This is a genomic window from Synechococcus sp. MIT2312 (assembly GCF_059772315.1).
Genome location: NZ_CM186281.1, coordinates 2,233,920 through 2,254,872 on the forward strand (window position 1 = coordinate 2,233,920; position 20,953 = coordinate 2,254,872).

The 20,953-nt window shown below is 59.7% G+C and carries 23 protein-coding genes and 1 tRNA gene; 17 read left to right on the plus strand and 7 right to left on the minus strand.

Going from position 1 to position 20,953, the window contains the following annotated elements:
- Positions 1–562: 562 nt before the first annotated feature.
- The 6 genes from sufB (at position 563) to AC6EI9_RS12260 (ending at position 7,198) form a co-directional block, all read left to right on the plus strand.
- A complete protein-coding gene (sufB, locus tag AC6EI9_RS12235; protein ID WP_498468003.1) occupies positions 563–2,002 on the plus strand; it encodes a Fe-S cluster assembly protein SufB in 1,440 nt (479 codons plus the stop codon).
- Positions 2,003–2,055: 53 nt separating this feature from the next.
- Positions 2,056–2,844, plus strand: a complete 789-nt coding sequence (gene sufC, locus AC6EI9_RS12240) for a Fe-S cluster assembly ATPase SufC (protein WP_498468004.1) — start codon at positions 2,056–2,058, stop codon at positions 2,842–2,844.
- 2 nt (positions 2,845–2,846) lie between these two features.
- The gene (locus tag AC6EI9_RS12245; RefSeq protein WP_498468005.1) at positions 2,847–4,043 is read left to right on the plus strand and encodes a SufB/SufD family protein; all 1,197 of its coding nucleotides are present in this window, start codon (positions 2,847–2,849) and stop codon (positions 4,041–4,043) included.
- Positions 4,040–5,308, plus strand: a complete 1,269-nt coding sequence (locus AC6EI9_RS12250) for a SufS family cysteine desulfurase (RefSeq protein WP_498468006.1) — start codon at positions 4,040–4,042, stop codon at positions 5,306–5,308. The genes AC6EI9_RS12245 and AC6EI9_RS12250 overlap by 4 nt, the downstream gene beginning before the upstream one ends.
- Positions 5,309–5,418: 110 nt before the next feature.
- Positions 5,419–6,531: an S-methyl-5-thioribose-1-phosphate isomerase gene (gene mtnA, locus AC6EI9_RS12255; protein WP_498468007.1), complete on the plus strand. Its 1,113-nt coding sequence runs from the start codon at positions 5,419–5,421 to the stop codon at positions 6,529–6,531.
- The gene (locus tag AC6EI9_RS12260) at positions 6,518–7,198 is read left to right on the plus strand and encodes a class II aldolase/adducin family protein (RefSeq protein WP_498468008.1); all 681 of its coding nucleotides are present in this window, start codon (positions 6,518–6,520) and stop codon (positions 7,196–7,198) included. The genes mtnA and AC6EI9_RS12260 overlap by 14 nt, the downstream gene beginning before the upstream one ends.
- Here the strand turns inward: AC6EI9_RS12260 and AC6EI9_RS12265 are convergent.
- Complete coding sequence (locus AC6EI9_RS12265; RefSeq protein WP_498468009.1) at positions 7,174–9,096, minus strand: S9 family peptidase; 1,923 nt, start codon at positions 9,094–9,096, stop codon at positions 7,174–7,176. The two genes, AC6EI9_RS12260 and AC6EI9_RS12265, sit on opposite strands and share 25 nt — an antisense overlap.
- Before the next feature lie 66 nt (positions 9,097–9,162).
- On the opposite strand from AC6EI9_RS12265, the gene def reads away from it, so the two are divergent.
- The 5 genes from def to AC6EI9_RS12290 all read left to right on the plus strand — a co-directional run bounded on the left by def (position 9,163) and on the right by AC6EI9_RS12290 (position 11,154).
- Positions 9,163–9,768, plus strand: a complete 606-nt coding sequence (gene def, locus AC6EI9_RS12270) for a peptide deformylase (RefSeq protein ID WP_498470064.1) — start codon at positions 9,163–9,165, stop codon at positions 9,766–9,768.
- Positions 9,769–9,772: 4 nt separating this feature from the next.
- The gene (locus AC6EI9_RS12275) at positions 9,773–9,970 is read left to right on the plus strand and encodes a hypothetical protein (protein WP_066910887.1); all 198 of its coding nucleotides are present in this window, start codon (positions 9,773–9,775) and stop codon (positions 9,968–9,970) included.
- 57 nt (positions 9,971–10,027) lie between these two features.
- Complete coding sequence (locus tag AC6EI9_RS12280) at positions 10,028–10,636, plus strand: DUF3747 domain-containing protein (RefSeq protein ID WP_498468011.1); 609 nt, start codon at positions 10,028–10,030, stop codon at positions 10,634–10,636.
- 53 nt (positions 10,637–10,689) lie between these two features.
- Positions 10,690–10,860 (plus strand): 30S ribosomal protein S21, encoded by a 171-nt coding sequence (rpsU, locus tag AC6EI9_RS12285; protein WP_006043142.1) that lies wholly within the window; start codon positions 10,690–10,692, stop codon positions 10,858–10,860.
- A gap of 150 nt (positions 10,861–11,010) precedes the next feature.
- Positions 11,011–11,154, plus strand: coding sequence for a hypothetical protein (locus tag AC6EI9_RS12290; RefSeq protein WP_498468014.1), 144 nt, complete (start codon positions 11,011–11,013; stop codon positions 11,152–11,154).
- 31 nt (positions 11,155–11,185) lie between these two features.
- Here the strand turns inward: AC6EI9_RS12290 and AC6EI9_RS12295 are convergent, their stop codons facing one another.
- Positions 11,186–12,736, minus strand: a complete 1,551-nt coding sequence (locus tag AC6EI9_RS12295) for a YifB family Mg chelatase-like AAA ATPase (protein WP_498470065.1) — start codon at positions 12,734–12,736, stop codon at positions 11,186–11,188.
- 73 nt (positions 12,737–12,809) lie between these two features.
- Here AC6EI9_RS12295 and AC6EI9_RS12300 point away from each other — a divergent pair, with 73 nt between their 5' ends.
- The 3 genes from AC6EI9_RS12300 to AC6EI9_RS12310 are packed head-to-tail and all read left to right on the plus strand — an operon-like array spanning position 12,810 to position 15,398.
- Positions 12,810–13,151 (plus strand): histidine triad nucleotide-binding protein, encoded by a 342-nt coding sequence (locus AC6EI9_RS12300; RefSeq protein WP_498468015.1) that lies wholly within the window; start codon positions 12,810–12,812, stop codon positions 13,149–13,151.
- 24 nt (positions 13,152–13,175) lie between these two features.
- Positions 13,176–15,182, plus strand: a complete 2,007-nt coding sequence (locus AC6EI9_RS12305; RefSeq protein ID WP_498468016.1) for an ABC transporter ATP-binding protein/permease — start codon at positions 13,176–13,178, stop codon at positions 15,180–15,182.
- Between the two features lie 6 nt (positions 15,183–15,188).
- On the plus strand, positions 15,189–15,398 hold the full coding sequence (locus AC6EI9_RS12310) for a CAB/ELIP/HLIP family chlorophyll-binding protein (protein ID WP_498468017.1): 210 nt from the start codon (positions 15,189–15,191) through the stop codon (positions 15,396–15,398).
- Between the two features lie 14 nt (positions 15,399–15,412).
- On the opposite strand, the gene AC6EI9_RS12315 is transcribed toward AC6EI9_RS12310, so the two are convergent.
- The 4 genes from AC6EI9_RS12315 to psbX form a co-directional block, all read right to left on the minus strand.
- On the minus strand, positions 15,413–15,901 hold the full coding sequence (locus AC6EI9_RS12315; protein WP_498468018.1) for a TolB family protein: 489 nt from the start codon (positions 15,899–15,901) through the stop codon (positions 15,413–15,415).
- Positions 15,898–16,386, minus strand: coding sequence for a TolB family protein (locus AC6EI9_RS12320; protein WP_498468019.1), 489 nt, complete (start codon positions 16,384–16,386; stop codon positions 15,898–15,900). Before AC6EI9_RS12320 ends, AC6EI9_RS12315 begins: the two co-directional genes overlap by 4 nt.
- Before the next feature lie 38 nt (positions 16,387–16,424).
- A complete protein-coding gene (locus tag AC6EI9_RS12325) occupies positions 16,425–17,402 on the minus strand; it encodes a Ycf66 family protein (protein WP_498468020.1) in 978 nt (325 codons plus the stop codon).
- A gap of 81 nt (positions 17,403–17,483) precedes the next feature.
- Positions 17,484–17,606, minus strand: coding sequence for a photosystem II reaction center X protein (psbX, locus tag AC6EI9_RS12330; protein WP_066910860.1), 123 nt, complete (start codon positions 17,604–17,606; stop codon positions 17,484–17,486).
- A gap of 89 nt (positions 17,607–17,695) precedes the next feature.
- On the opposite strand from psbX, the gene AC6EI9_RS12335 reads away from it, so the two are divergent.
- Positions 17,696–18,025, plus strand: a complete 330-nt coding sequence (locus AC6EI9_RS12335; RefSeq protein ID WP_498470066.1) for a YggT family protein — start codon at positions 17,696–17,698, stop codon at positions 18,023–18,025.
- Positions 18,026–18,047: 22 nt separating this feature from the next.
- Here the strand turns inward: AC6EI9_RS12335 and accC are convergent, their stop codons facing one another.
- Positions 18,048–19,394: an acetyl-CoA carboxylase biotin carboxylase subunit gene (accC, locus tag AC6EI9_RS12340; RefSeq protein WP_498468021.1), complete on the minus strand. Its 1,347-nt coding sequence runs from the start codon at positions 19,392–19,394 to the stop codon at positions 18,048–18,050.
- Between the two features lie 148 nt (positions 19,395–19,542).
- Between accC and AC6EI9_RS12345 the strand changes: the two genes are divergently transcribed.
- Together AC6EI9_RS12345 and AC6EI9_RS12350 are read left to right on the plus strand one after the other, a co-directional pair.
- A tRNA-Leu gene (locus AC6EI9_RS12345) sits at positions 19,543–19,624 on the plus strand.
- A gap of 29 nt (positions 19,625–19,653) precedes the next feature.
- Positions 19,654–20,940 carry a glycosyltransferase family protein gene (locus AC6EI9_RS12350; protein WP_498468022.1) on the plus strand — a complete coding sequence of 429 codons (1,287 nt, stop codon included), beginning with the start codon at positions 19,654–19,656 and terminating at the stop codon, positions 20,938–20,940.
- The last annotated feature ends 13 nt before the right edge of the window (positions 20,941–20,953 follow it).

Sequence of the window (20,953 nt, forward strand, 5' to 3'; positions counted from 1 at the left end):
GGTGTGGTCGGTTCAATGTCCGACGAGCGGCTTCCTCTTGCTTCTTCGCACTTGATTCAGGGTCGTACCCGACGCTGTTGGTGACAAAGGCGTGGATGCATGGATGCCAGTTCAGGCTTTCACTGGGCTATCGCATGGATCAACTGTTTCTGAAGGCAGCTCTGGATGCAGAGGCGATCACGTTCTCGCTCAGGTGGATGAGGTTCCTGTCTGGGCGTTGTTTTGTGGGGGAGCCGCGACGGCAGAGTTTTCCGGTTAGAACCGACGTCCGTCACAATGGTCACATGGTCGGGTAATGGATCCGTGCCCTAGGCTCCAAATACGAAACCATTTTGTTTCGTATCTCCCTGGCTTCGACACTCTTGCCAACGTTCGCCGCCATGACTGATGCCCTCTCCGGCAATCGAAAGCCCACCTTGGAGAGCTTGGTCGTTTTTCGCAATTTCGCTGACATCGACGCAATCCGCACTAGTGCTTCTTTCTCTGGTGATCGTGGTGTTAGTGCCTGTGTCCTGAGGAGGTATGCCCGCCATAAAGGCGACCTGGTGGGAGCTCTTCATTCATGACCTCTACCTCCACGCGAGATCTCGTTAGTCAGCCGTACAAGTACGGGTTTGTCACTGATATCGAGACCGAAAAGATCTCCAAGGGTCTCAGCGAAGAGATCGTGCGACTCATCTCCAGCAAGAAAGAAGAGCCTGAGTTTCTTCTACGCTTTCGTCTCAAGGCTTTTCGGCATTGGCTCACGCTTGAAGAGCCTGACTGGGCTGAGCTGGGTTACGACCCGATTGATTATCAGGACATTGTTTATTACGCAGCACCCAAGCAGCAGGTTAAAAAGAGCTCACTCGAAGAAGTTGATCCCAAGCTCCTTGAGACATTCGATAAGCTCGGGATTCCTTTAAGTGAGCAGAAGCGCCTGAGCAATGTTGCTGTTGATGCGGTTTTCGACAGCGTTTCGATTGCAACCACTTACAAGGAAAAACTCGCAGAGCACGGTGTCGTGTTCTGCTCCTTTAGTGAAGCTGTCAAGGAATATCCTGAGTTGATTGAGCGATATCTCGGCTCAGTGGTGCCGAGTAATGATAATTATTTTGCAGCGCTTAATTCTGCTGTTTTCAGTGATGGCTCCTTTGTATTCATTCCCAAAGGTGTTGAATGCCCAATGGAGCTTTCCACCTATTTCCGTATCAATTCAGGAGATACCGGACAGTTCGAGCGCACTCTGATCGTGGCTGAGGAAGGTGCTTCCGTGAGCTACCTCGAGGGCTGCACTGCGCCGATGTTCGACACCAATCAGCTACATGCGGCGGTGGTGGAATTAGTGACTCTTGATGATGCCTCAATCAAGTATTCCACCGTTCAAAACTGGTACGCCGGTGACGAGAACGGAGTTGGCGGCATCTACAACTTTGTGACCAAACGCGGTCAGTGTCGTGGAGCCCGCAGCCGCATCAGCTGGACTCAGGTGGAGACCGGTTCAGCGATCACTTGGAAGTACCCCAGTTGTCTGCTCCAGGGAGCAGATTCTGTTGGTGAGTTTTATTCAGTAGCCCTCACGAATAACAAACAGCAGGCTGACACCGGCACAAAAATGGTGCACATCGGTGCACGCACCCGTTCCACCATTGTCAGCAAAGGGATTAGTGCCGGCAATTCGAGCAACAGCTACCGCGGGTTGGTGCAGATCGGACCTGCGGCCAAAGGTGCACGCAACTACAGCCAGTGCGATTCCATGTTGATCGGAGACCAAGCTGCAGCCAACACCTACCCCTATATCCGCTCTCAGCAGCCTGAATCTGCAGTGGAGCATGAGGCCAGCACCTGCCGGATCTCAGAAGATCAGCTCTTCTATCTGCAGAGCCGCGGCATCGGATTTGAGGAGGCCGTCTCGATGATGGTCAGTGGTTTCTGCCGTGATGTCTTCAACCAGCTGCCGATGGAGTTTGCCGCAGAAGCCGACAAACTTCTGGCTCTGAAACTTGAAGGGTCCGTGGGTTGAACCCGCCTCTCAAGCGCAATTCCTGACGAACATCATCCCTGTTCCTTTTTTCTGTGATTCGCACCGACGCTGAGCTTCTTCTCGACATCAATGATCTGCATGCATCTGTGGAGGATCAGCCCATCCTCAAAGGTGTGAATCTGCAGATCAGAGCCGGTGAAATTCACGCGATCATGGGCCGCAACGGCAGCGGTAAAAGCACCCTCTCCAAGGTTCTGGCCGGCCATCCCGCTTATCAGGTCACCGGCGGCAGTGTTCGTTACCGCGGAGAAGACCTGTTCGAACTGGAGGCAGAAGAGCGTGCCCGACTTGGTGTGTTCCTGAGCTTTCAATATCCAGTTGAGATCCCCGGCGTCAGCAATCTGGAATTTCTGCGCGTCTCCACCAACGCCCGGCGCGAAAAGCGGGGCGAGGAAGAACTCGACACCTTTGACTTTGAAGACCACGTGCGCGAGAAGCTCAAGGTGGTGCAGATGGATCCTGCATTCCTCGAGCGCAGCGTGAATCAGGGCTTCTCCGGTGGTGAGAAGAAGCGCAATGAAATTCTGCAGATGGCGCTGCTGGAGCCGGTGGTGGCGATCCTGGATGAAACCGATTCCGGTCTGGATATCGACGCCCTGCGCATCGTGGCAGGTGGTGTGAATCAGCTTTCCAATGAGCAGAACGCCACGATCCTGATCACCCATTACCAGCGATTGCTCGATGAAATCACCCCCGATTACGTGCATGTGATGGCCGCCGGCCGCATCCTGCGCACCGGCGGCCGTGATCTGGCTATCGAGCTGGAAAAAACCGGCTACGACTGGGTTGACAAGCAGCTTGCCGCTGAGGGAGTGGCCTGATCATGGTGAGCAGTGTGCTGGCACCGGTGCAGCAGCGAGGACGGGAAGCCCTCCAGCGGCTGGGATTGCCCACCCGTAAACAGGAAGCCTGGCGCCTCACCGATCTCAAACGTCTTGGGGCTTTAGCCACACTTCCCGAGGTCAGCGAGATCTCCGACCCCTCGATGCCTGAGGTGTCAGATGGCGTGACACGGCTGGTGCTCGGAGGACAGAGGGATCCTCTGGACGGCGTTTCTCTTCCGGAGGGTGTGAGCCCACTCACTGATGCTGAGCTGAATCGCTCCCTCGGTCAGACCCTGGATCACTGCGGCTGTGCGGAGGCCTGGCCTGTTGAGCTCAACCATGCCCACAGCCAGCACGTCCTCGCTCTGCGGGTTTGCGGCAAGGTGCCTGTTCTGGAACTTGTGCTTGCCAGCGGTGTTGGACTGACTGCCACCAGGGTGTTGTTGCTGCTGGAGGACAATGCGGAGCTTGAGCTGCTGCAGGTCATCCCATCAGGGTCCTCATCATCTGATGGACCATGCGCTCATAGCCATGTGATGGAGGCGCATCTTGGACAAAACGCCCGCTTGCGTCACGGTGTTCTCGCCAGTGGTTCAGGCGATGCATCGTTGATGGTGCATCTGGCCATCGAGCAGGAACCAGGCAGTCAATACGGGCTGACGAGTGTTTGCAGAGGCTGGCGTTTCGGAAGGTTTGAACCGCGTGTGCTGCAGCTCGAGGGGCAGGCCACTACAGGGATCCATGGCCTGTCGTTGACAACAGCTGATGAACAATTCGCGACGCACAGCAGCATGCGTTTCGGTGGTCCCGAGGGTGAGCTCGATCAGCTGCAGAAAGCTGTTGCGGCTGATCGTTCCCACAGCATTTTCAATGGCGCCATTCAGGTGCCCAGAGCTGCGCAGCGGACGGACGCAGCCCAACTCAGTCGCAGCCTGCTGCTTTCGCGGCGTGCTCGTGTTGATGCCAAGCCTGAGCTGGAAATCATTGCCGACGATGTGAAGTGTGCACACGGCGCCACGATCAGCCAGCTTCAGCAGGAGGAACTCTTCTACCTTCGCAGTCGCGGAGTTGACGGCGACGAAGCAGCTGCACTGCTACTGAGAGGTTTCTGTTGCGAAGTGCTGGATCGTCTGCCACTTGCTGCCAAGGCCTGGATGGCCTCCGGAGCGATCGCTGACCCCTCTCGACCCCTATGACCACTCTTTCAAGTGATACCGGCGTCTCTCTAGCGGAACGGACTCGTTCTGATTTCCCGATTCTCGATCAGCGATCGTCCCAGGGCGACCCTCTGATTTATCTCGATCACGCCGCCACCAGCCAGAAACCCCGGGTGGTTCTCGAAGCGCTGCAGGCTTACTACTCCTGTGACAACGCCAATGTGCATCGAGGTGCACACCAGCTCAGTGCCAGGGCCACCGAGGATTTTGAGGCGGCACGTGCCACCACCGCCGCCTTTATCGGAGCGGCCGGTCCACAGGAGATTGTGTTCACCCGCAACGCCACAGAGGCGATCAATCTCGTCGCTCGCAGCTGGGGTAACGCCAATCTGCGTGAAGGGGATGAGATTCTGCTCACGTTGATGGAGCACCACAGCAACCTGGTGCCCTGGCAACTACTGGCTCAGCGAACGGGCTGTGTTCTGCGTCATGTCGGGGTCACCGAAACAGGAGAGCTGGATCTTGACGATTTCCGTTCCAAGCTCAGCGATCGCACACGACTGGTCAGCCTTGTGCACATCAGCAACACCCTGGGTTGTTGTAATCCTCTGGAACTGGTGATCCCGGCAGCGCATGCAGCCGGTGCATTGGTGTTGGTGGATGCATGTCAGAGCCTTGCTCATCACCGCACCTCGGTGTCGGATTTGGGAGCTGATTTCCTTGTGGGTTCATCGCACAAGCTCTGTGGACCCACCGGGATGGGTTTCCTCTGGGCGAAAGAAGCCCTGCTGGACTCGATGCCCCCTTTCCTAGGGGGTGGAGAAATGATTCAGGACGTGTATCTGGATCACAGCACCTGGGCTGATCTTCCGTACAAGTTCGAGGCCGGCACGCCCGCCATCGGTGAGGCCGTGGGGATGGGCGCTGCACTCAACTATCTCGAGCAGATCGGTCTCGACAACATCGCCGCCTGGGAAGCGCAACTCACGCTGCATCTGTTCAAGCGTCTGCAGGCGATTGACGGTCTGCGCATTCTTGGTCCAACCCCTCAGCAACAGCCTGGTCGTGGAGCTCTCGCCACATTTTTAGTGGATGGTGTCCACGCAAACGACATCGCTGCCATGCTCGATCTTGCCGGGATCTGCATTCGCAGCGGACATCACTGCTGTCAGCCACTGCACCGCCACTATCAAGTCACCGGTTCAGCCCGTGCCAGTCTCAGCTTCATCACGACGACGGCGGAGATCGATCGCTTCGCCGATGAGCTGCAGAGCGTGGTCACATTCTTCCGTGATAATTCCTGAGCCATCGTCATGGCCCTGGCCATGGGTTGCTGCCAGGACAGATTGAGCGCATGGCAGGGATGTTGTGAAGCGGACAGGCAGATTGGCCCTGGTCTATCCATGCGATCCGGATGAATATTGACGGTCAGGCCTGGCGCACCATCGGACTGGAACCGGACGGTCGCTCGGTCTGGGTGATTGATCAGACCCAGTTGCCTCATCGCTTCGGAACCCGCACCCTCAGCAGCTGTGAGCAGGCGGCTGCGGCCATCAGCACCATGGTGGTTCGAGGTGCTCCGTTGATCGGGGTGACCGGTGCCTACGGCCTGATGCTGGCTTTGCAGACTGACGCCACTGATGCAGCCCTGGCGGCGGCATTTGATCAGCTCAATGCCACGCGCCCCACAGCGGTGAATCTGCGCTGGGCGCTGGAGCGTGTGCGTGATCGTGTGTTGCCGCTGCCTACGGCGGAACGGGCTACTGCCGCTCGGGAGGAGGCCGGTTTGATCGCAGATGAGGACGTGGCCATGTGCTCCGCCATCGGTGACCACGGCCTGGAGATCATCCAGCGGCTCGCGGCGGCTAGGCCGGAAGCCCGCAAGAGCAAGCCTTTTCAGGTGTTGACTCACTGCAATGCTGGCTGGCTCGCCACGGTTGACTGGGGTACGGCGTTAGCCCCGATTTACAAGGCCCGACGCGCCGGTCTGGATCTTCATGTGTGGGTGGATGAGACCCGACCCCGCAACCAGGGTGCATCGCTCACGGCCTATGAGCTCGGCAGAGAAGGAGTTCCCCACACCGTGATCGTGGATAACGCCGGAGGTCATCTGATGCAGAACGGTGAAGTAGATGCGGTGATTGTGGGAACGGATCGCACCACCCGCCGTGGAGATGTCTGCAACAAGATCGGGACTTATCTGAAGGCTCTGGCGGCCCATGACAACGCGGTGCCGTTCTATGTGGCGCTCCCCGCATCAACCATCGACTGGAACCTGGATGACGGGGTGGCGGAGATTCCGATCGAAGCCCGCTCCCCTCAGGAGGTCACGTCAATTCAGGGCCGACTGCTCGATGGACCAGCTGAAGGCACTCTCGCGCAGGTGCAGCTCACACCCAATGGCAGTGCTGGCTTCAACCCTGCCTTTGATGTGACCCCTGCCAGGCTGGTCACTGGGCTGATTACCGATCGGGGTGTGGCGGATGCCAGTGAGGAGGGGCTGAAAAGCCTGTATGGCTGTGGCTGATCGCTTGGATGATCAGGCGCTGCGGCAGCAGCTGGTGACTGTGGCCCGCCGCATGAATGGCACAGGCCTCAACCAGGGCACGTCCGGCAACCTCTCGGTCCGGATTGAGGGGGGGATTCTGGTCACTCCCAGTTCCCTTCCCTATGAACAGATGGAGGTTGGTGATCTGGTGGCACTGGATCTGTCTGGACAACCTCTGAAAGAGAAGCAGCGGCGACCGTCGTCGGAATGGCGCCTGCATGCGGATGTGCTCAGCTGCCGCCACGACGCCATGGCTGTGCTGCATTGCCACCCCATCCATGCCACGGCACTGGCTTGCCATGACCGCGGCATTCCTGCATTTCACTACATGGTTGCGGTGGCCGGCGGTGATGAGATCCGTTGTGCTGCCTATGCCACTTTCGGGACGAAGGAACTCTCCGACAACGTGGTGAATGCTCTGGCCCAACGCAATGCTTGTCTGCTGGCCAGGCACGGAATGGTGACGCTGGGGAAAGATCTGGAGTCCGCACTACGAGTGGCGGTTGAGGTGGAGACTCTGGCGCGCATGTATCTGCAGGCTCTGCAGTTGGGGGAGCCCCCACTGCTCTCCAAGCAGCAGATGCAGGCGGTGCATGCCCAGTTCCGCGGCCTTCACTACGGTCAGGCGGACCAGAGCCCGAGCTGACGACGGAAGAAACGTTCCGTTGCCTCCAGAACCTGCACCTTCACCGCACTGTCGCGGAAGCCATGACCTTCCTCTGGGAAGGTCTGCACCTCAACAGGAATCCCGTTGCTGCTTAAAGCAGCGGCCATGCGTTCCGTTTGCTCCGGCACCACCACCTTGTCCTGCAGGCCCTGGAAGAAGATCACCGGGCAGTGAATGGATTGCGCATGCTGGAGCGGTGAGCGCTGCTCGTAGCGTGCTTGCTCCTCAGGCCAGGCTCCCACAAGCGAGTCGAGATAGCGGGCCTCAAAGCGGTGTGTCTCCGAGGCCAGAGATGTGAGGTCGCTGACGGCATAGCGGCATGCTCCTGCCCGGAACACATCGGTGAAGCAGAGGCAGGCCAGGGTGGTGAACCCACCGGCGCTGCCTCCTTCGATGGCGATCTTGTGCGGATGGGCATGGCCGGCCTCCACAAGAGCCCGTGCCGCCGCGGCGCAGTCCTGGACGTCCACTACCCCCCAGCCACCGTTCAGCCTCTCCCGGTAAGCCCGCCCGAATCCTGTGGATCCTCCGTAATTGACATCCACCACCCCCCAGCCTCGGGTGGTCCAGAACTGGATGCCAAGGCTGAGGCCGCGGCCAGCCATGGCGGTTGGTCCGCTGTGGCTTTTCACCAGCAAGGGCGTCTCGCTGCTGGCCCCACCCAGGGGCGGGTAGTACCAGGCGTGAGTGCGCAGCTTGCCGGCGCCTTCAAACCACAACGGTTCGGCGCTGCTGATGGCTTCAATCGGCAGAGCGGCCTCGCCGGCCGGAGTGTGCTGCCAATCACCGGTGCTCAACTCCAGCTCCAGCAGGCCCTGGCCGAGATGGGAGCTGCTGGCGATCACCACGGCCCGTCCTGCATCGGCATGGAGATCGGCCAGATCATCGAAGGGCTGGTCCAGGCTGAGGGTCGTGCCATCGCCTTTCAGCTGCTTCAGCTCCCAGCGACCTTCAGAGCAAATCGCTGCCAGCAACTGCTCGCCATCCCAGGCACTGGTGCTCATGCCAAACACCCACTGGGGCATGGCGGTTTCCGCCTGCATGGGCCAGGGACGCTCCCAGTTGCGCATTCCGCTGGCGGGGTCGGCAAGCCGCATCAGGTTCCACCAGCCAGAGCTGTCTTCGGCGACGATCAGGCTTCCATCCGGTTGCCAGAGCGGTTGAAACACGGAGACCTTTTGCTCTGCATCCGGTCTGCTCCCCGCCAGCGTTCGCACCTGTTTCAGCAGACCCCCCCGGGTGATCTGGGCCCAGCGCAGTTCGGCGGCATCCCAGGGCATGGCGGGCTGACACCACTCCACCCAGGCCAGCTGATTTCCATCCGCGCTGAGCGCTGGATAGCCAATGAAATCATCCGCCTCGTGAAGCACCTGTGGCTGTTGATCGCTCTGATTCAGAGCAAAGCTCACCAGAGAGTCACGCCCATCGCGCTCCATCACGCCCAGCCAGTGCAGCCGGTCTTGATCAATCAGGCCTCCCCCCAGAGCTCTGTCACCTGGTGCACTGATCCGCATCGGCTCGGTTTCCGCCGTGAGCGCTTCGCAGGTCTCACCGCGCATTCCCCTCCAGATCTGCAGCCATAGACAGCGGTCGCTGTCATCGATCCAGCTCAGCAGCAGCTGGTCCCCCATCTGGGCAGCGGCCATCGCGCCACCGCCGTATTCATGAATCCTGCAGCGAAGGTTGGCTGGGGCCTGCGTCAGCTCCTTCGCCGATTTGCCTGACTGCTTCCAGGGCCGGATCATGGCCGTTGTCCGCCCTTTTTCCTGAGGGCGCTGCTCCAGCCACAACACCCAGTTTCCCAGAACCTGAGGCGCTTTCAGCACCGGCTGGCGTCCGAGGGCGGTCCTCGCGGACAGGGGCTGAGAGCTGCTCATAGCTGCAATCGGATGCAAATGGGAAGACTGCCTAAGATCAGCACAGTTTTGATTCAGGTTGAGACCTTGGCCAGGAGCTTCGCCCAGTTGGCACGATCCGCCGAGAAGACCAGCTCTTCAGTGGCCGTGCCCAAGAAGCCTCTGGATTCTCCTCCGCTTCACATTCACCAACTTGGTGCTGAAGCTCTCAGGGTCGAAGGCCGTCGTGTCGGCAAAGTGGATGAATCGGTGAGGGACCTTGCCAGAGACATGCTGCGCAGCATGTACACAGCCCGTGGCATCGGCCTGGCCGCTCCCCAGGTGGGCGTCGACAAGCAGTTGCTGGTGATCGATCTCGATCCGGAAACCCCGAGCACACCACCCCTGGTGTTGATCAACCCCGAAATCATTTCCGCCAGTGCAGGGCTCGACACTTACGAAGAAGGTTGTCTGAGTATTCCGGGGGTTTATCTGGATGTGGTGAGACCCACCGCGGTGCAGGTGAGTTTCCGCGATGAGATGGGTCGCCCGCGCACGATGAAAGCCGATGGCCTGATGGCCCGCTGCATTCAGCACGAGATTGATCATCTCAATGGTGTGCTTTTCGTCGATCGGGTCACGGATAAAGACGGACTTCTCAAGGAGCTCAAGGACCACGGCTTCCAGTCGTCCGACGTGCGTGCCATCTCCTGATTCCATGCCGATGAAACCTCTTGCAGGGCTGTTTCTTGCCCTGGCCTGTGTGCTCGGTATTGCTGCCACAGGAAGCGTGTTCGAACTTGCCTATGGCGATCCCGATCTGGGGGTCACCCTCACCCGATGGATCCTCGGGCTGACACTCCCGGCCACGGTTGGGTCACTTCTGGTTGCGATTCGACTCAACAAACCGGCCTGATCAAGGCAGCCGAAGAGCCTCGGCACTTTTACGATCCAGACACATTCTTCTGCTTCGATGGCCCGTTTACGGATCGCCGCTGCCGCTCTTTCGGTTTTCGGTGCCACTGTCGCCACAGGACTGATCTCCTCGGTGCGTGCTCAGGGTTCCCTGTTCACGACCGCCGAGGTCGATCAAACCAAGTTTGTTTTGGTTTCGGCTCCGATCGGTTCCGGTGAACGATCCCAGCTGAACATCTATGAGCAACGCACGAGTGCTCGTCCCTGCTACTCGGTGACTGGCGTGGCTCCAGGAGTCGTGGATCCGTTGCTGGCAACCTTTGATTTCACAGGAATCTGTAATCGCTATATCGACGGCAACGGCTACTCGCTGCGCATCGGCGCTGATGACCTGGGCACCCGCTACCGCCTGACGGTCATCAAGTCAGCGAATGACGTTCAGTTGATGGCTGTGCCCACGCGCAATCCATCGGAGCCCACTTTTTTGGTGGCTCGAGCAGGTGGCTTCGGCAACAGCTTCGTTCAGCTGAAGCTCGAGCCCGGCTGGCGGCTGATGCGCCGTCAATACGGGAAGCGCACCCTCGGACATCTCTATGTGTACCGCGATGGCGTGCAGTCCGATTCAGGCAGTGCAGCTGAGACGGCTGTCCCTGACGAAACCGAATAGACCCCTTGAGGTCACTTGCTAGGTTAGTGCGCTGGAAATCTCTTGCTTGTTGAATGACTCAGGTCACGGTCGGCGAAAACGAAGGCATCGAATCGGCGTTGCGTCGCTTCAAGCGTCAGGTCTCCAAGGCTGGAATCTTCGCTGACCTCAAGCGTCTGCGTCACCACGAAACACCGATCGAGAAGTACAAGCGCAAAGCTCAGCAGCGTCGCCGCCGCCGCTGAACCAGCTTCGGGAGATGAGCCGCTGCAGGTCTCATCGCGTTGTTGGTGCAGTTTCAGTCGTTTGAAAAGTGCCGAAAAATCCGTATTTCGGCCTGTTGGCTTCCTCCTCTGTCCTGTCGAGACTGAAGGAAGAATTGAGGAATCAACACCATGGGTCGCTCAATCAATGCATTCCGCTCCTGGATGGCTGAAACCCTTTCCCATGCCATGGGAAATCCCAGGGAGGAGAAGATGACCGTTCCTCCGGCCATCGGACCTCAGCCTTATCGGGATGATCCCAGGTCAGTTCGATGACCAGTTGAGTTCGATGTTGCCTGGGCTCTGGTCAGCTCCATGGCTCAGCAACATCGAAACTTCTGAAACGAAGGGCAGAGGCCAGAGTCTCAATGGTTACCTGGTCACTGGCACGGAGGTCGGCCATTGTCCTGGCGACCCGCAGCAGATGGAGGCCGCTGCGCATGCTCAAACGTCGTGCCCGGATCACCTCCTCCCAGTGGCAGATGGTCTCTGTCCTGAACAGTCCATGACGCTGCAGGCCTTCGGCATTGAGTTCCCTGTTGGTCAGACCGTCAGGATTGCGCTCACGCATTCGTTCCCTGGCGCAATGGATTGAGGCCGCGTTGAACATCGGATCCTGCTCTGGGGACTTCTCAGCCATGCTGCGCCGCAAACTCTCGGGCTCTGCTGGTTCGAGTTTCAACTGAAGATCCATCCGGTCGAGAAGTGGTCCTGACAGCCGCCCCCAGTAGCGACGACGTTTCAGCTCACTGCAGATGCAGCGGCGATCGCCTGACCATCCACAAGGACAGGGATTGGCGGCAGCGACCAGGGTCACCCGACTGGGGAAGCGGCAGCTGAGCCTTGCTCTGCTCAGCCAGATCACGCCTTCCTCGAGGGGCTGGCGTAGCTGGTCGAGCACTGATCGAGGGAATTCGGTCAGTTCATCCAGGAACAGCACTCCACCGTGAGCGAGGCTGACTTCTCCTGGTCGGGGATGGGAACCCCCTCCAAGCAATGCGGCAGCTGTTGCGCTGTGGTGTGGGCTTCGAAAGGGTCGTTGCTGGATCAGCTGCCCTTTCCCACGGATGAGTCCGGCAATCGAATGCAGGCGGGTGATTTCCAGGGCTTCCTCCCTGTCCAGAGGAGGAAGCAGAGACGGCAACTGCTTTGCCAGAACTGTTTTGCCGCACCCAGGCGGACCCACCAACAGCAGATGGTGACCGCCTGCAGCCGCGATGGCGAGTCCCTGACGAGCGAGATCTTGTCCAGGAAGGTGCAGCAGTTGCTTGTTTGATTCAGAGGCTGAAGCGGTTGGCTGAAGGGCTGGCTGTGCCGACTGGCTGCAGCGTTGATGCACTCCGGCTTGGCCACTGCGAAGACCTTCCACGAGCTCTCGAAGTGTGGATGCGCTGCGGATCAGCAGCCCGGTTACCAGCGAGGCCTCAGCTGCATCATCTGCCGATATGGCAAGGGCGCGGGCGTCTTGCTCAGCCGCCTGGCAAGCGATGGCCAGGACCCCGCGGCAGGGCCTGATGCTGCCATCCAGGCCCAGTTCTCCTGCACACCAAAGCCCATTGAGTACAGGTGCATCGAGCTGTCCACTCGCCACCAGCAAAGCCAATGCGATGGGGAGGTCGAAGGCGGGACCTTCCTTGCGCAAGTCTGCAGGTGCCAGATTCACCACCACCCGCACGAGAGGGCCGCGAAATCCGCTGTTGCGCAGAGCGGCTCTCACCCGCTCCCGCGACTCCTGGATGGCGGTATCCGGCAAGCCCACCAGCTGCAGGCCTGGCAACCCTGGAGCCAGGTCCACTTCGACGGTCACAGGAATGGCGTCGAAACCGAGCAGGGACGCACTGAGGCAGCGTGCCAGCATTGGATTGATAAGCGGTGCAGGGATCTGATTCCCTGCCTGTCCCATCACCTGCACTACCCCCAGACCCTTTGCCATGGCCGAGGACACGATCTTTTCTCGCATCCTGCGGGGTGAGATTCCTTGCGATGAGGTTTACAGCGATGAGCATTGCCTCGCCTTTCGCGATATCGCTCCCCAGGCACCCGTTCACGTCCTGGTGATCCCGCGTGAACCGGTCGTGGGTCTTCAGGATGTCGGCGAAGAGCATGCCGCTCTGCTGGGACATCTCCTGCTGGTTGCAGCCCGAGTAGCCAAGCAGGAGGGTCTCAAGGATTGGCGAACGGTGATCAACAGCGGCTCCGCTGCTGGTCAGACCGTGTTTCACCTGCACGTGCATGTGATTGGAGGTCGTGCACTGGATTGGCCCCCCGGTTGATGCAGATTCAGTGAGAATGGCTCCATGACAACCACCCCTCGGCGTCCTGCCCAGGGACTGGGTGCGCAGCTGGGCAAGCTGCAGCGCCTGGCCCAGCCCTATTTCCTCCCTGTGGAGGAAACTCGCACCTGGCAGTTCCTGTTGTTGGTGCTCTCACTGCTGCTTGTGGTGATCGGAGTCACGCTCGGGTTGCTCACGCTCGTTGTGGCCCTGACGGATCAACTGATCCCGACACTGCAGGATCGCTTCCTCCCCGGAGTCGATGAGATCGTTCGATCGATCTGGTCAGGCTGGATCGGTCCTGTCGTACTCGCCTGCTCGCTGGCAGGGGCAGGTTTCTTCATTGCCTTCCGCAGCAAACTCCGGCAAGGCCGGTGGCTTCCCTGGTTGCTGCTCGGTGTGATCGCCCTGCTGATTCTGGTGATCAACGGCATCAACGTCGGCATCAGTTTCATCGCCCGCAATATCGAGAACGCACTGGTTGCCTACGACGTTTCAAGTTTCTGGAACATCGTCGCCATCTATGCGTTCTGCCTGGTTCTTGCGCTGCCGATTCGCGCGGTCCAGAGCTATCTGATCCCCAAGGTGGGTTTGATGTGGAGGCGCTGGCTCAGCTCGCGTCTACTGGGTCGCTATCTCTCCAATCGGGCTTACTACGTTCTCAATCCCAACGATGAGAACGCCTCCGATATCGACAACCCTGATCAGCGGATTGCTGACGACACCCGCAGTTTCACAATCACCAGTTTGAGTGTGGTGGTGGAAGTGATCACAGCTCTGCTCACCTTCTTCAGTTTCATCCTTGTGTTGTGGGGCATCAATGGTCGTCTCGCCCAGCTGCTGATCGTCTACTCGGTTGTTGGAACCACCCTGATTGTCTATGCCAGCCGCAAGCTGGTGGCCTTGAATTATCAGCAGCTCAAGCTGGAAGCCGACTTCCGTTATGGGCTCGTCCATATCCGCGATAACGCCGAGTCGATTGCCTTTTACGGCGGCGAAAAGCAGGAGGGCAAGGAGGCTAATCGTCGACTGGACGGCGCTATCACCAACTACAACCGGCTGATCATCTGGGAGGCGCTGATCAGTGTGATCCAGCGTTCTTACGATTACTTCTCTCGCTTTCTTCCCTGGCTGGTTATCGCACCCATCTACTTCGCCAAGGAGGTTGACTTCGGTGTTTTCGGACAGGCCAGCATCGCGTTCTCTCAGGTGCTTTTTTCCGTCAGCTATATCGTCAACAACATTGATCGTCTGGCAGCCTTTTCCGCCAGTATTTCCCGACTGGAGGGCTTTCAGGGAAGGGTTGATGAGATCACCCACCGCAGCGAAGACGATCAACTCGGCACTCTGCATGACGCCAAAGAGGTCGAGGCAAGTCGGCTACTGCTGAGTCATGTTGATCTGGTGCCTCCTCAGAGCGACCGGGTCCTGATCAAAGACCTCAGCCTCAGCATGGAGGCCCGCCAGCGGCTGCTGGTGGTGGGCCCTTCAGGTTGCGGCAAGACCTCATTCCTGCGGCTGGCGAGTGGACTCTGGCCCGTCAGCGGTGACGGTCATCTGGAGCGTCCTCCCGCCGGGGACATGCTCTTCATCCCCCAGAAGCCCTACATGCTGCTGGGGTCCCTGCGTGAACAGCTGGCCTATCCACTTCAGCCCGATCGCTTTGATGCTGATCAGTTCCGCTCCGTTCTCCAGGAAGTGCGGCTGCCTGATCTGATCAACCGCTATCCCGATCTGGATGTGAAGCAGGACTGGCCGCGCCTGTTGTCCCTGGGCGAGCAACAGCGTCTCGCCTTCGCCCGGTTGCTGCTCAATGCTCCGCACATGGTGGTGCTTGATGAAGCAACCAGCGCTCTGGACGTCGCCACGGAACGGCACCTTTATGAACTGCTTTGTCGACGCGAAATCTCATTCATCAGTGTTGGCCACAGGCCAACTCTTCGAGAGTTCCACGACACGGTTCTCGAACTTGATGGCAAGGGAGGATGGCGTCTGCTTCCCGCGGCAGGCTATGAATTCGGCCGTGTTTGATCCCCGATGACTTCTGAGACCGACTCAGCGAAGCCGCCTGAGGCTGCTGCCGACCAGACACCCTCGGCAACCACAAGTGATGTTCCTGCATTCGGCTGGAGCGGTTATGCGGAGCGCGTCAACGGCCGTTTCGCCATGATCGGCTTTCTCGCAGTGCTGCTTGTGGAAGCGCTGAGCCACGACACCTTCCTGCACTGGTCTGGTCTGGTGCCCTGAGCGCCAATCACCGATCAAGGCAAACGGATCAGATCCACATCCCATCGCCCCTGCCGGCTCACCTGCACAGCGAGAAGACGTCCTGATCCATCCAGGCTGACCTCCCTGGGGACACCGGCCGGTTCCACGGGTAAGCGTTGCAGGATTCCCACACCCCGCCGGTAGAGCATCAGTTCCGTGCGTCCATCTCGGCTGCGGATCAGGGCAATGCGATTGCCATCAGCGCTGACGCTGACACTGATCGGCTGGGCATCCGCCTGATTGATGCCAGGCAGCGGCACCGGCTGACCGTTGCGCAGATCCACAAGCTCGACGCGTTCCCGACCGTTGCGACTGGCGATTGACGCCAACCAGCGGTTGCCCATCGAGGGCCATCGCCGGCTGTCTGAACTGCGCTGCAGGGCAGTGCTGATGCCACGCTCAGGGCGAAGGCCTGATGGACCACAGCCCATCAGGCAAAGCCCAAGCAGCAGTGCAGTCAATCGTGGCCATTGAGCTTTCATGGCTGAGGCTCCGCCGGATTTGAGCGGCGCAGACCACCGCGTCGATCGGGTTCGAGCAGTCCGCTGAGATCAAGCAGTTCCACCTGCCAACGTCCTCGATCAGCGGTCTGCACCGCCAGCTGACGTGCATCCGGCGAGAGGCTCAGTCGCACGGGAGAACGACCTGAGGGGAGCCGAAGCGGATGGGCTCGGCCACTGACTCGGTCTTCGATCAAGACAAGCCGTCGGTTGCCGCGCTGAATGATCACGGCCAGATAGCGACCGTTCCAACTCAGTGAAGGAGAGCTATGGGGCTGTTGCCTATTGAGATGGCGCAGCGGCAGACGACCACCGCCACGAAGATTCCTCAACTGCACGGTGGGTCTGCCGCGCTGGTCAACAATCACAGCCAGCTTGCTGCCGTCTCCACTGAGGGCGGGCTCCTGTTGCTGTTCAGGCAGAAGCGAACTCGGAGCCCGCTGGGTTCTGCCGCTACACCCGGCCATCAACAGACCAATCAGCAGCAGCAGCGCAGGAGGGCGGATCAGTCGTCGAAGCGGGAGCTGTTGTCCCGTGGACGCGAACTGCGAGGAGGTGTTCGTCCTGAATCCTGGGGACGCGTGTTGGGCGTGGTCTCCTCGCCAGGCTGACGTCTGCTTGGGCTGTAGGCCGCATCTTCAGCAGCCTGACGGAACGGTGTCCCCTGAGGAACTCCCGGCGGGGTTGCCGCTGCTGAGCGATTGATGAAGGGAGAACGAGACACTGCACCCTGTGACCCCTCGGGTGAGCGAGGAGAGGATGAGCGAGGAGAGGCTGCGGTGCGAGGGGAGGTTGAGGAGGCTCCTGCGCGGGCAGAAGCCGCGCTGGGCCGGCTGCCGCGTCGCTGATCCTCCCGCTGATTGCGGCGATCACCAAAGCTGGGCCCGGTCGATGGGCGGTCGTCGTCTTGATTGCCGAAGCGGGCCATGCGGCGATCCTGCTCACTGTCCTGCCTCCAGCTGGAGGGTTCTTCAGGGCGGCCACGTCGTCGACTGGCGGCTTGTTCAGGAATCGCTGCTCTGGAATTTCGGCGTGGCCGGTAGAAGTCGTCCTCCTGGCCTTCACTGCGGTCGAATTCCTGGCCTGCGAAGCGGCGTCTCAGCGGCTGAGGTTCGTCGAAACTGTCGTAGGCGTCGTCGTATCCGCCGCGCATTCCCGGGGCTTGCCCCCTGGCGGGTGGTTCGTCATCGAAGTAGGCCGAGCGGCGTGCTTGCTCCGCTGAGATTCCTCGCAAACGAACGCTCTCGTAGGCGAAGAAAACCGTTGTGCCGGCCAACAAAAACTGCCCGAACTGGAGAATCGGATCGAGTCTCCAGCCCTGGAAGAAGAGAATTCCGCCGCAGAGCAGGCCGATGGCTGCAAAAAAAACGTCGTAATCGCGGGCGAGAGCAGGTTTGAAGCTGCGCATGAAATACAGCATTGCGCCGCCAACGGCCAGCACTATGCCAACGATGCTGGCCCAATTAAGACTGGCGTTAACCACGATTAGGACCTCGAAAAGCGTTCACCGGATTCTTCGAAACCGGGAACTGTTGATTCAAGTTTACGAAGCGCGCCAGTCCCTTCAGAGCTTTCGGTCCACCTGGTCGGTCTGACTGAAGAGGAACAGTGCGATGGAAGCAGGCACCACCACGATCACGGCACCCGCGACCAGGCTGAGAAGGAAATTGGTGAGGGAGGGAGTCATAGCGATCGGGCCGGAACCAAACCCTGGATCTAAGGCAAGAGCGATCTTAGGGATCGTTGGCGACTTTCTACGATGCTGATCCCGTTGCTTTGAGCTTTGTGACGCCGACCCTGCTTCAGATTCTGCCGACGGTGCATCTGATCCTGGGTCTGCTGCTGGCCGCATGGAGCTTGATGTTTCTGATGCGGATCGTGCTCACCTGGTACCCCAAGGCCGACTCCAACTCAAGGGTCTGGGCTGTGGTGATCTGGCTCACTGAGCCTGTGCTGGCCCTCACACGCCGTGTTGTGGCACCGATTGGGGGTGTGGATGTGACACCGGTGATTTGGCTTGGCTTGGTCAGTCTCGTGCGTGAGCTGTTGGTGGGTCAGCAGGGTGTGCTTTCACAGATCCTGATGCGTTCCCAAGTCATTGCTTGAACCGCCAGCGTTCAGGTCCAGCTCAGGGGAGCATTTCCTGCTCAACGAATTTGGTGTGGACGTCGCCGTTGATGAATTCCGGCCGTTCGATCATCTCCAGGTGGAAGTCGACCGTTGTGGGGATCCCGGTCACGGCACACTCATTGAGGGCTCGTTTCATGCGTGACAAGGCATGGGTGCGGTCGGTTCCCCAAACGATCAGCTTGCCGATCAAAGAGTCGTAAAAGGGTGGGATGTCATAACCGGTGTACACGTGGCTATCAACGCGCACGCCAGGACCTCCAGGCGGTAACCAACCGGTGATCCGTCCGGGTGCGGGGCGGAAGTTATGGCGCGCATCCTCGGCATTGATGCGGCACTCGATTGCGTGCCCACGCAGCTGGATGTCCTGTTGAAGAACGCTGATCGGCTCGCCTCCGGCGATGCGCAGTTGCTCGGTGATCAGGTCAACACCTGTGACCATCTCAGTAACAGGGTGCTCCACCTGGATGCGGGTGTTCATTTCCATGAAATAGAACCCGCCGCTGCGGTCCAGCAGGAACTCCACGGTTCCAGCGCCCTCGTAGTCAATACTGCGTGCTGCAGCCACAGCCGCTTCGCCCATGCGTCGACGCAGCTCAGGGTCAAGGGCAGGGCTGGGTGCCTCTTCCAGCAGTTTCTGGTGGCGGCGCTGAATCGAACAGTCGCGTTCGCCGAGATGAACGACGTTGCCGTGGCGATCGGCCAACACCTGCACTTCAACGTGACGCGGGCGGTCAATGAATTTCTCCATATACAACCCGGGGTTACCAAACGCCGCTTCGGCCTCTCCCTGTGCCGCCTTGAAGAGGGTGTCGAGTTGATCAGGGCTCTGGACGAGGCGCATGCCCCGGCCTCCGCCACCGGCCGTGGCTTTGATCATCACGGGGTAGCCCATGCTGGCTGCCAGTTCAGCCGCTTCCTTGGTGCCTGAAAGCAGCCCTTCGCTGCCGGGAACGGTGGGAACACCCACCGATTGCATGGTGGTTTTGGCGGTGGACTTATCGCCCATCGAGCGGATCGCGTGGGGCGACGGTCCCACAAAGGTGAGGCCGTGGTCGCGGCACATTTCCGCGAATTTGTCGTTTTCGGCCAGAAATCCGTAGCCGGGATGGATGGCGTCAACGCCCCTGGAGGTGGCTGCCGCGAGAATGTTGGGAACGTTCAGATAGCTGCGGTTGCTGGGCCCTTCCCCAACGCAAACCGCCTCATCTGCCAGTTGAACGTGGAGAGCGTTGCGATCAACGGTGCTGTAAACCGCCACCGTGGCGATCCCCATTTCCCGGCAGCTTCTCAGGATTCTGAGAGCAATTTCGCCGCGGTTGGCGATCAGCACCTTGCCGATGGGCATCCCGCAGTTACCAGGCCAGGGCGGATCGTATCAGTGTCCGTGCGTGGGCGTTAATCCCTCTCCTGACAGGTCAGCCGGGAGAGCATTAACGGGCACCCCAGCCGGTATGATCGATCCCCGATGAAGCCCGAGGGGCTGAATCGACCACGCGGATGTGGTGGAATTGGTAGACACGCACGTTTGAGGGGCGTGTGGCTTCGGCCTTGCGAGTTCAAGTCTCGCCATCCGCATTTCTCTTCCAAAAGTCGATCCGTTTCGCTTGACGTTCCGATCCACGGATCCAACGCTCTCTGTGGTGTTCGTGTCCAACGGACCCGGAGAGCTGAGCACCTGGGTTCGCCCGCTGGCGGAACAGCTGCATCAACAATTGCTGCTCAGGCCGAGAGCGGTGCATTCGCCTCTAGGCCTGAGGTTGGTTCTGGTGCCATGCCCCAACGCCACAGGCTTGGAGGCTGAGGCTGCCGGCCGCTGGCAGCAGTTTGATCGCATTATTCCTGCGGCTCAGTTCTGGTCTCTGTTGCTTCATCCCGCTCGGTTCGGCCACTGGCCCGCTCAGGGAGTGGTGGTCTTTCTCGGTGGCGACCAGTTCTGGAGTGTGTTGCTCTCCGCACGACTCGGTTATCGACACATCACCTACGCCGAATGGGTGGCGCGTTGGCCGCGCTGGAATGACCGCATTGCGGCGATGGCTCCGGAGGTGCAACAGCAGTTGCCGAAGCGCTTTCGTTCGCGTTGCAGGGTTGTTGGCGATCTGATGGCCGACCTGTCCAGCCATGCCAGAGCAAGCGAGCCTCTGCCTGAAGGGGAATGGGTGGCGCTGCTGCCGGGATCCAAACCAGCCAAACTCAGTGTGGGCGTTCCTTTTCTGTTTGAAACCGCCGATCGCCTGAGAGCTCAACGCCCTGGCTGTCGATTTCTTTTGCCCGTTGCCCCCACCACCAGTGCTGAGGACCTTCTCCGTTACCTGGGCCCTGCCAATCGCATTGCGGAGGGTTATGCGGCTGGTGTCAGCGAGGTGCTCCCCCCCGGGGATGGCTGGCCCTGGAGGCGATTGCTGACCGAGGCCGGCACACTCATCCATCTTCAGGAGGACCCTCCTGCTCATGGGGTGCTGAGTCAATGTTCCCTGGCACTCACCACGGTGGGTGCCAACACGGCTGAACTGGGAGCTCTGGGAGTGCCCATGATTGTGCTGGTGCCCACCCAGCATCTGGGAGTGATGCAGGCCTGGGACGGTTGGATGGGGCTGTTGGCCCGGTTGCCTGGACTGCGGCGACTGATCGGTCTTCTGCTCAGCGCCTGGAGGATGAGAAACCATGGTCTGCTGGCCTGGCCGAATATTTCCGCAGGCCGGATGGTGGTTCCTGAGCGGGTCGGCGCCATCACACCCGAGCAGATCGCAGTCGAAGCCTCGGGTTGGTTGCAGCAGCCTGAGCGGCTGCAGGGTCAGCGTGAGGATCTCAGGGCGCTGCGCGGACAGCCGGGAGCGGTGGCGGCTCTGGCTGAAGAGGTGAGAAGCCTGCTGCCAAAGGCTCTTTCCGACTAGCTTTTGAGTTGCA

Excerpts from the sequence above, each read along its gene's own strand:
- sufB (WP_498468003.1), top strand. The coding sequence starts at position 563 with ATGACCTCTACCTCCACGCGAGATCTCGTTAGTCAGCCGTACAAGTAC.
- AC6EI9_RS12245 (WP_498468005.1), top strand. The coding sequence starts at position 2,847 with ATGGTGAGCAGTGTGCTGGCACCGGTGCAGCAGCGAGGACGGGAAGCC.
- AC6EI9_RS12250 (WP_498468006.1), top strand. The coding sequence starts at position 4,040 with ATGACCACTCTTTCAAGTGATACCGGCGTCTCTCTAGCGGAACGGACT.
- mtnA (WP_498468007.1), top strand. The coding sequence starts at position 5,419 with ATGAATATTGACGGTCAGGCCTGGCGCACCATCGGACTGGAACCGGAC.
- AC6EI9_RS12260 (WP_498468008.1), top strand. The coding sequence starts at position 6,518 with ATGGCTGTGGCTGATCGCTTGGATGATCAGGCGCTGCGGCAGCAGCTG.
- AC6EI9_RS12265 (WP_498468009.1), bottom strand. The coding sequence starts at position 9,096 with ATGAGCAGCTCTCAGCCCCTGTCCGCGAGGACCGCCCTCGGACGCCAG.
- AC6EI9_RS12275 (WP_066910887.1), top strand. The coding sequence starts at position 9,773 with ATGCCGATGAAACCTCTTGCAGGGCTGTTTCTTGCCCTGGCCTGTGTG.
- AC6EI9_RS12280 (WP_498468011.1), top strand. The coding sequence starts at position 10,028 with ATGGCCCGTTTACGGATCGCCGCTGCCGCTCTTTCGGTTTTCGGTGCC.
- rpsU (WP_006043142.1), top strand. The coding sequence starts at position 10,690 with ATGACTCAGGTCACGGTCGGCGAAAACGAAGGCATCGAATCGGCGTTG.
- AC6EI9_RS12290 (WP_498468014.1), top strand. The coding sequence starts at position 11,011 with ATGGGTCGCTCAATCAATGCATTCCGCTCCTGGATGGCTGAAACCCTT.
- AC6EI9_RS12295 (WP_498470065.1), bottom strand. The coding sequence starts at position 12,736 with ATGCTGGCACGCTGCCTCAGTGCGTCCCTGCTCGGTTTCGACGCCATT.
- AC6EI9_RS12300 (WP_498468015.1), top strand. The coding sequence starts at position 12,810 with ATGGCCGAGGACACGATCTTTTCTCGCATCCTGCGGGGTGAGATTCCT.
- AC6EI9_RS12305 (WP_498468016.1), top strand. The coding sequence starts at position 13,176 with ATGACAACCACCCCTCGGCGTCCTGCCCAGGGACTGGGTGCGCAGCTG.
- AC6EI9_RS12310 (WP_498468017.1), top strand. The coding sequence starts at position 15,189 with ATGACTTCTGAGACCGACTCAGCGAAGCCGCCTGAGGCTGCTGCCGAC.
- AC6EI9_RS12315 (WP_498468018.1), bottom strand. The coding sequence starts at position 15,901 with ATGAAAGCTCAATGGCCACGATTGACTGCACTGCTGCTTGGGCTTTGC.
- AC6EI9_RS12320 (WP_498468019.1), bottom strand. The coding sequence starts at position 16,386 with ATGGCCGGGTGTAGCGGCAGAACCCAGCGGGCTCCGAGTTCGCTTCTG.
- psbX (WP_066910860.1), bottom strand. The coding sequence starts at position 17,606 with ATGACTCCCTCCCTCACCAATTTCCTTCTCAGCCTGGTCGCGGGTGCC.
- accC (WP_498468021.1), bottom strand. The coding sequence starts at position 19,394 with ATGCCCATCGGCAAGGTGCTGATCGCCAACCGCGGCGAAATTGCTCTC.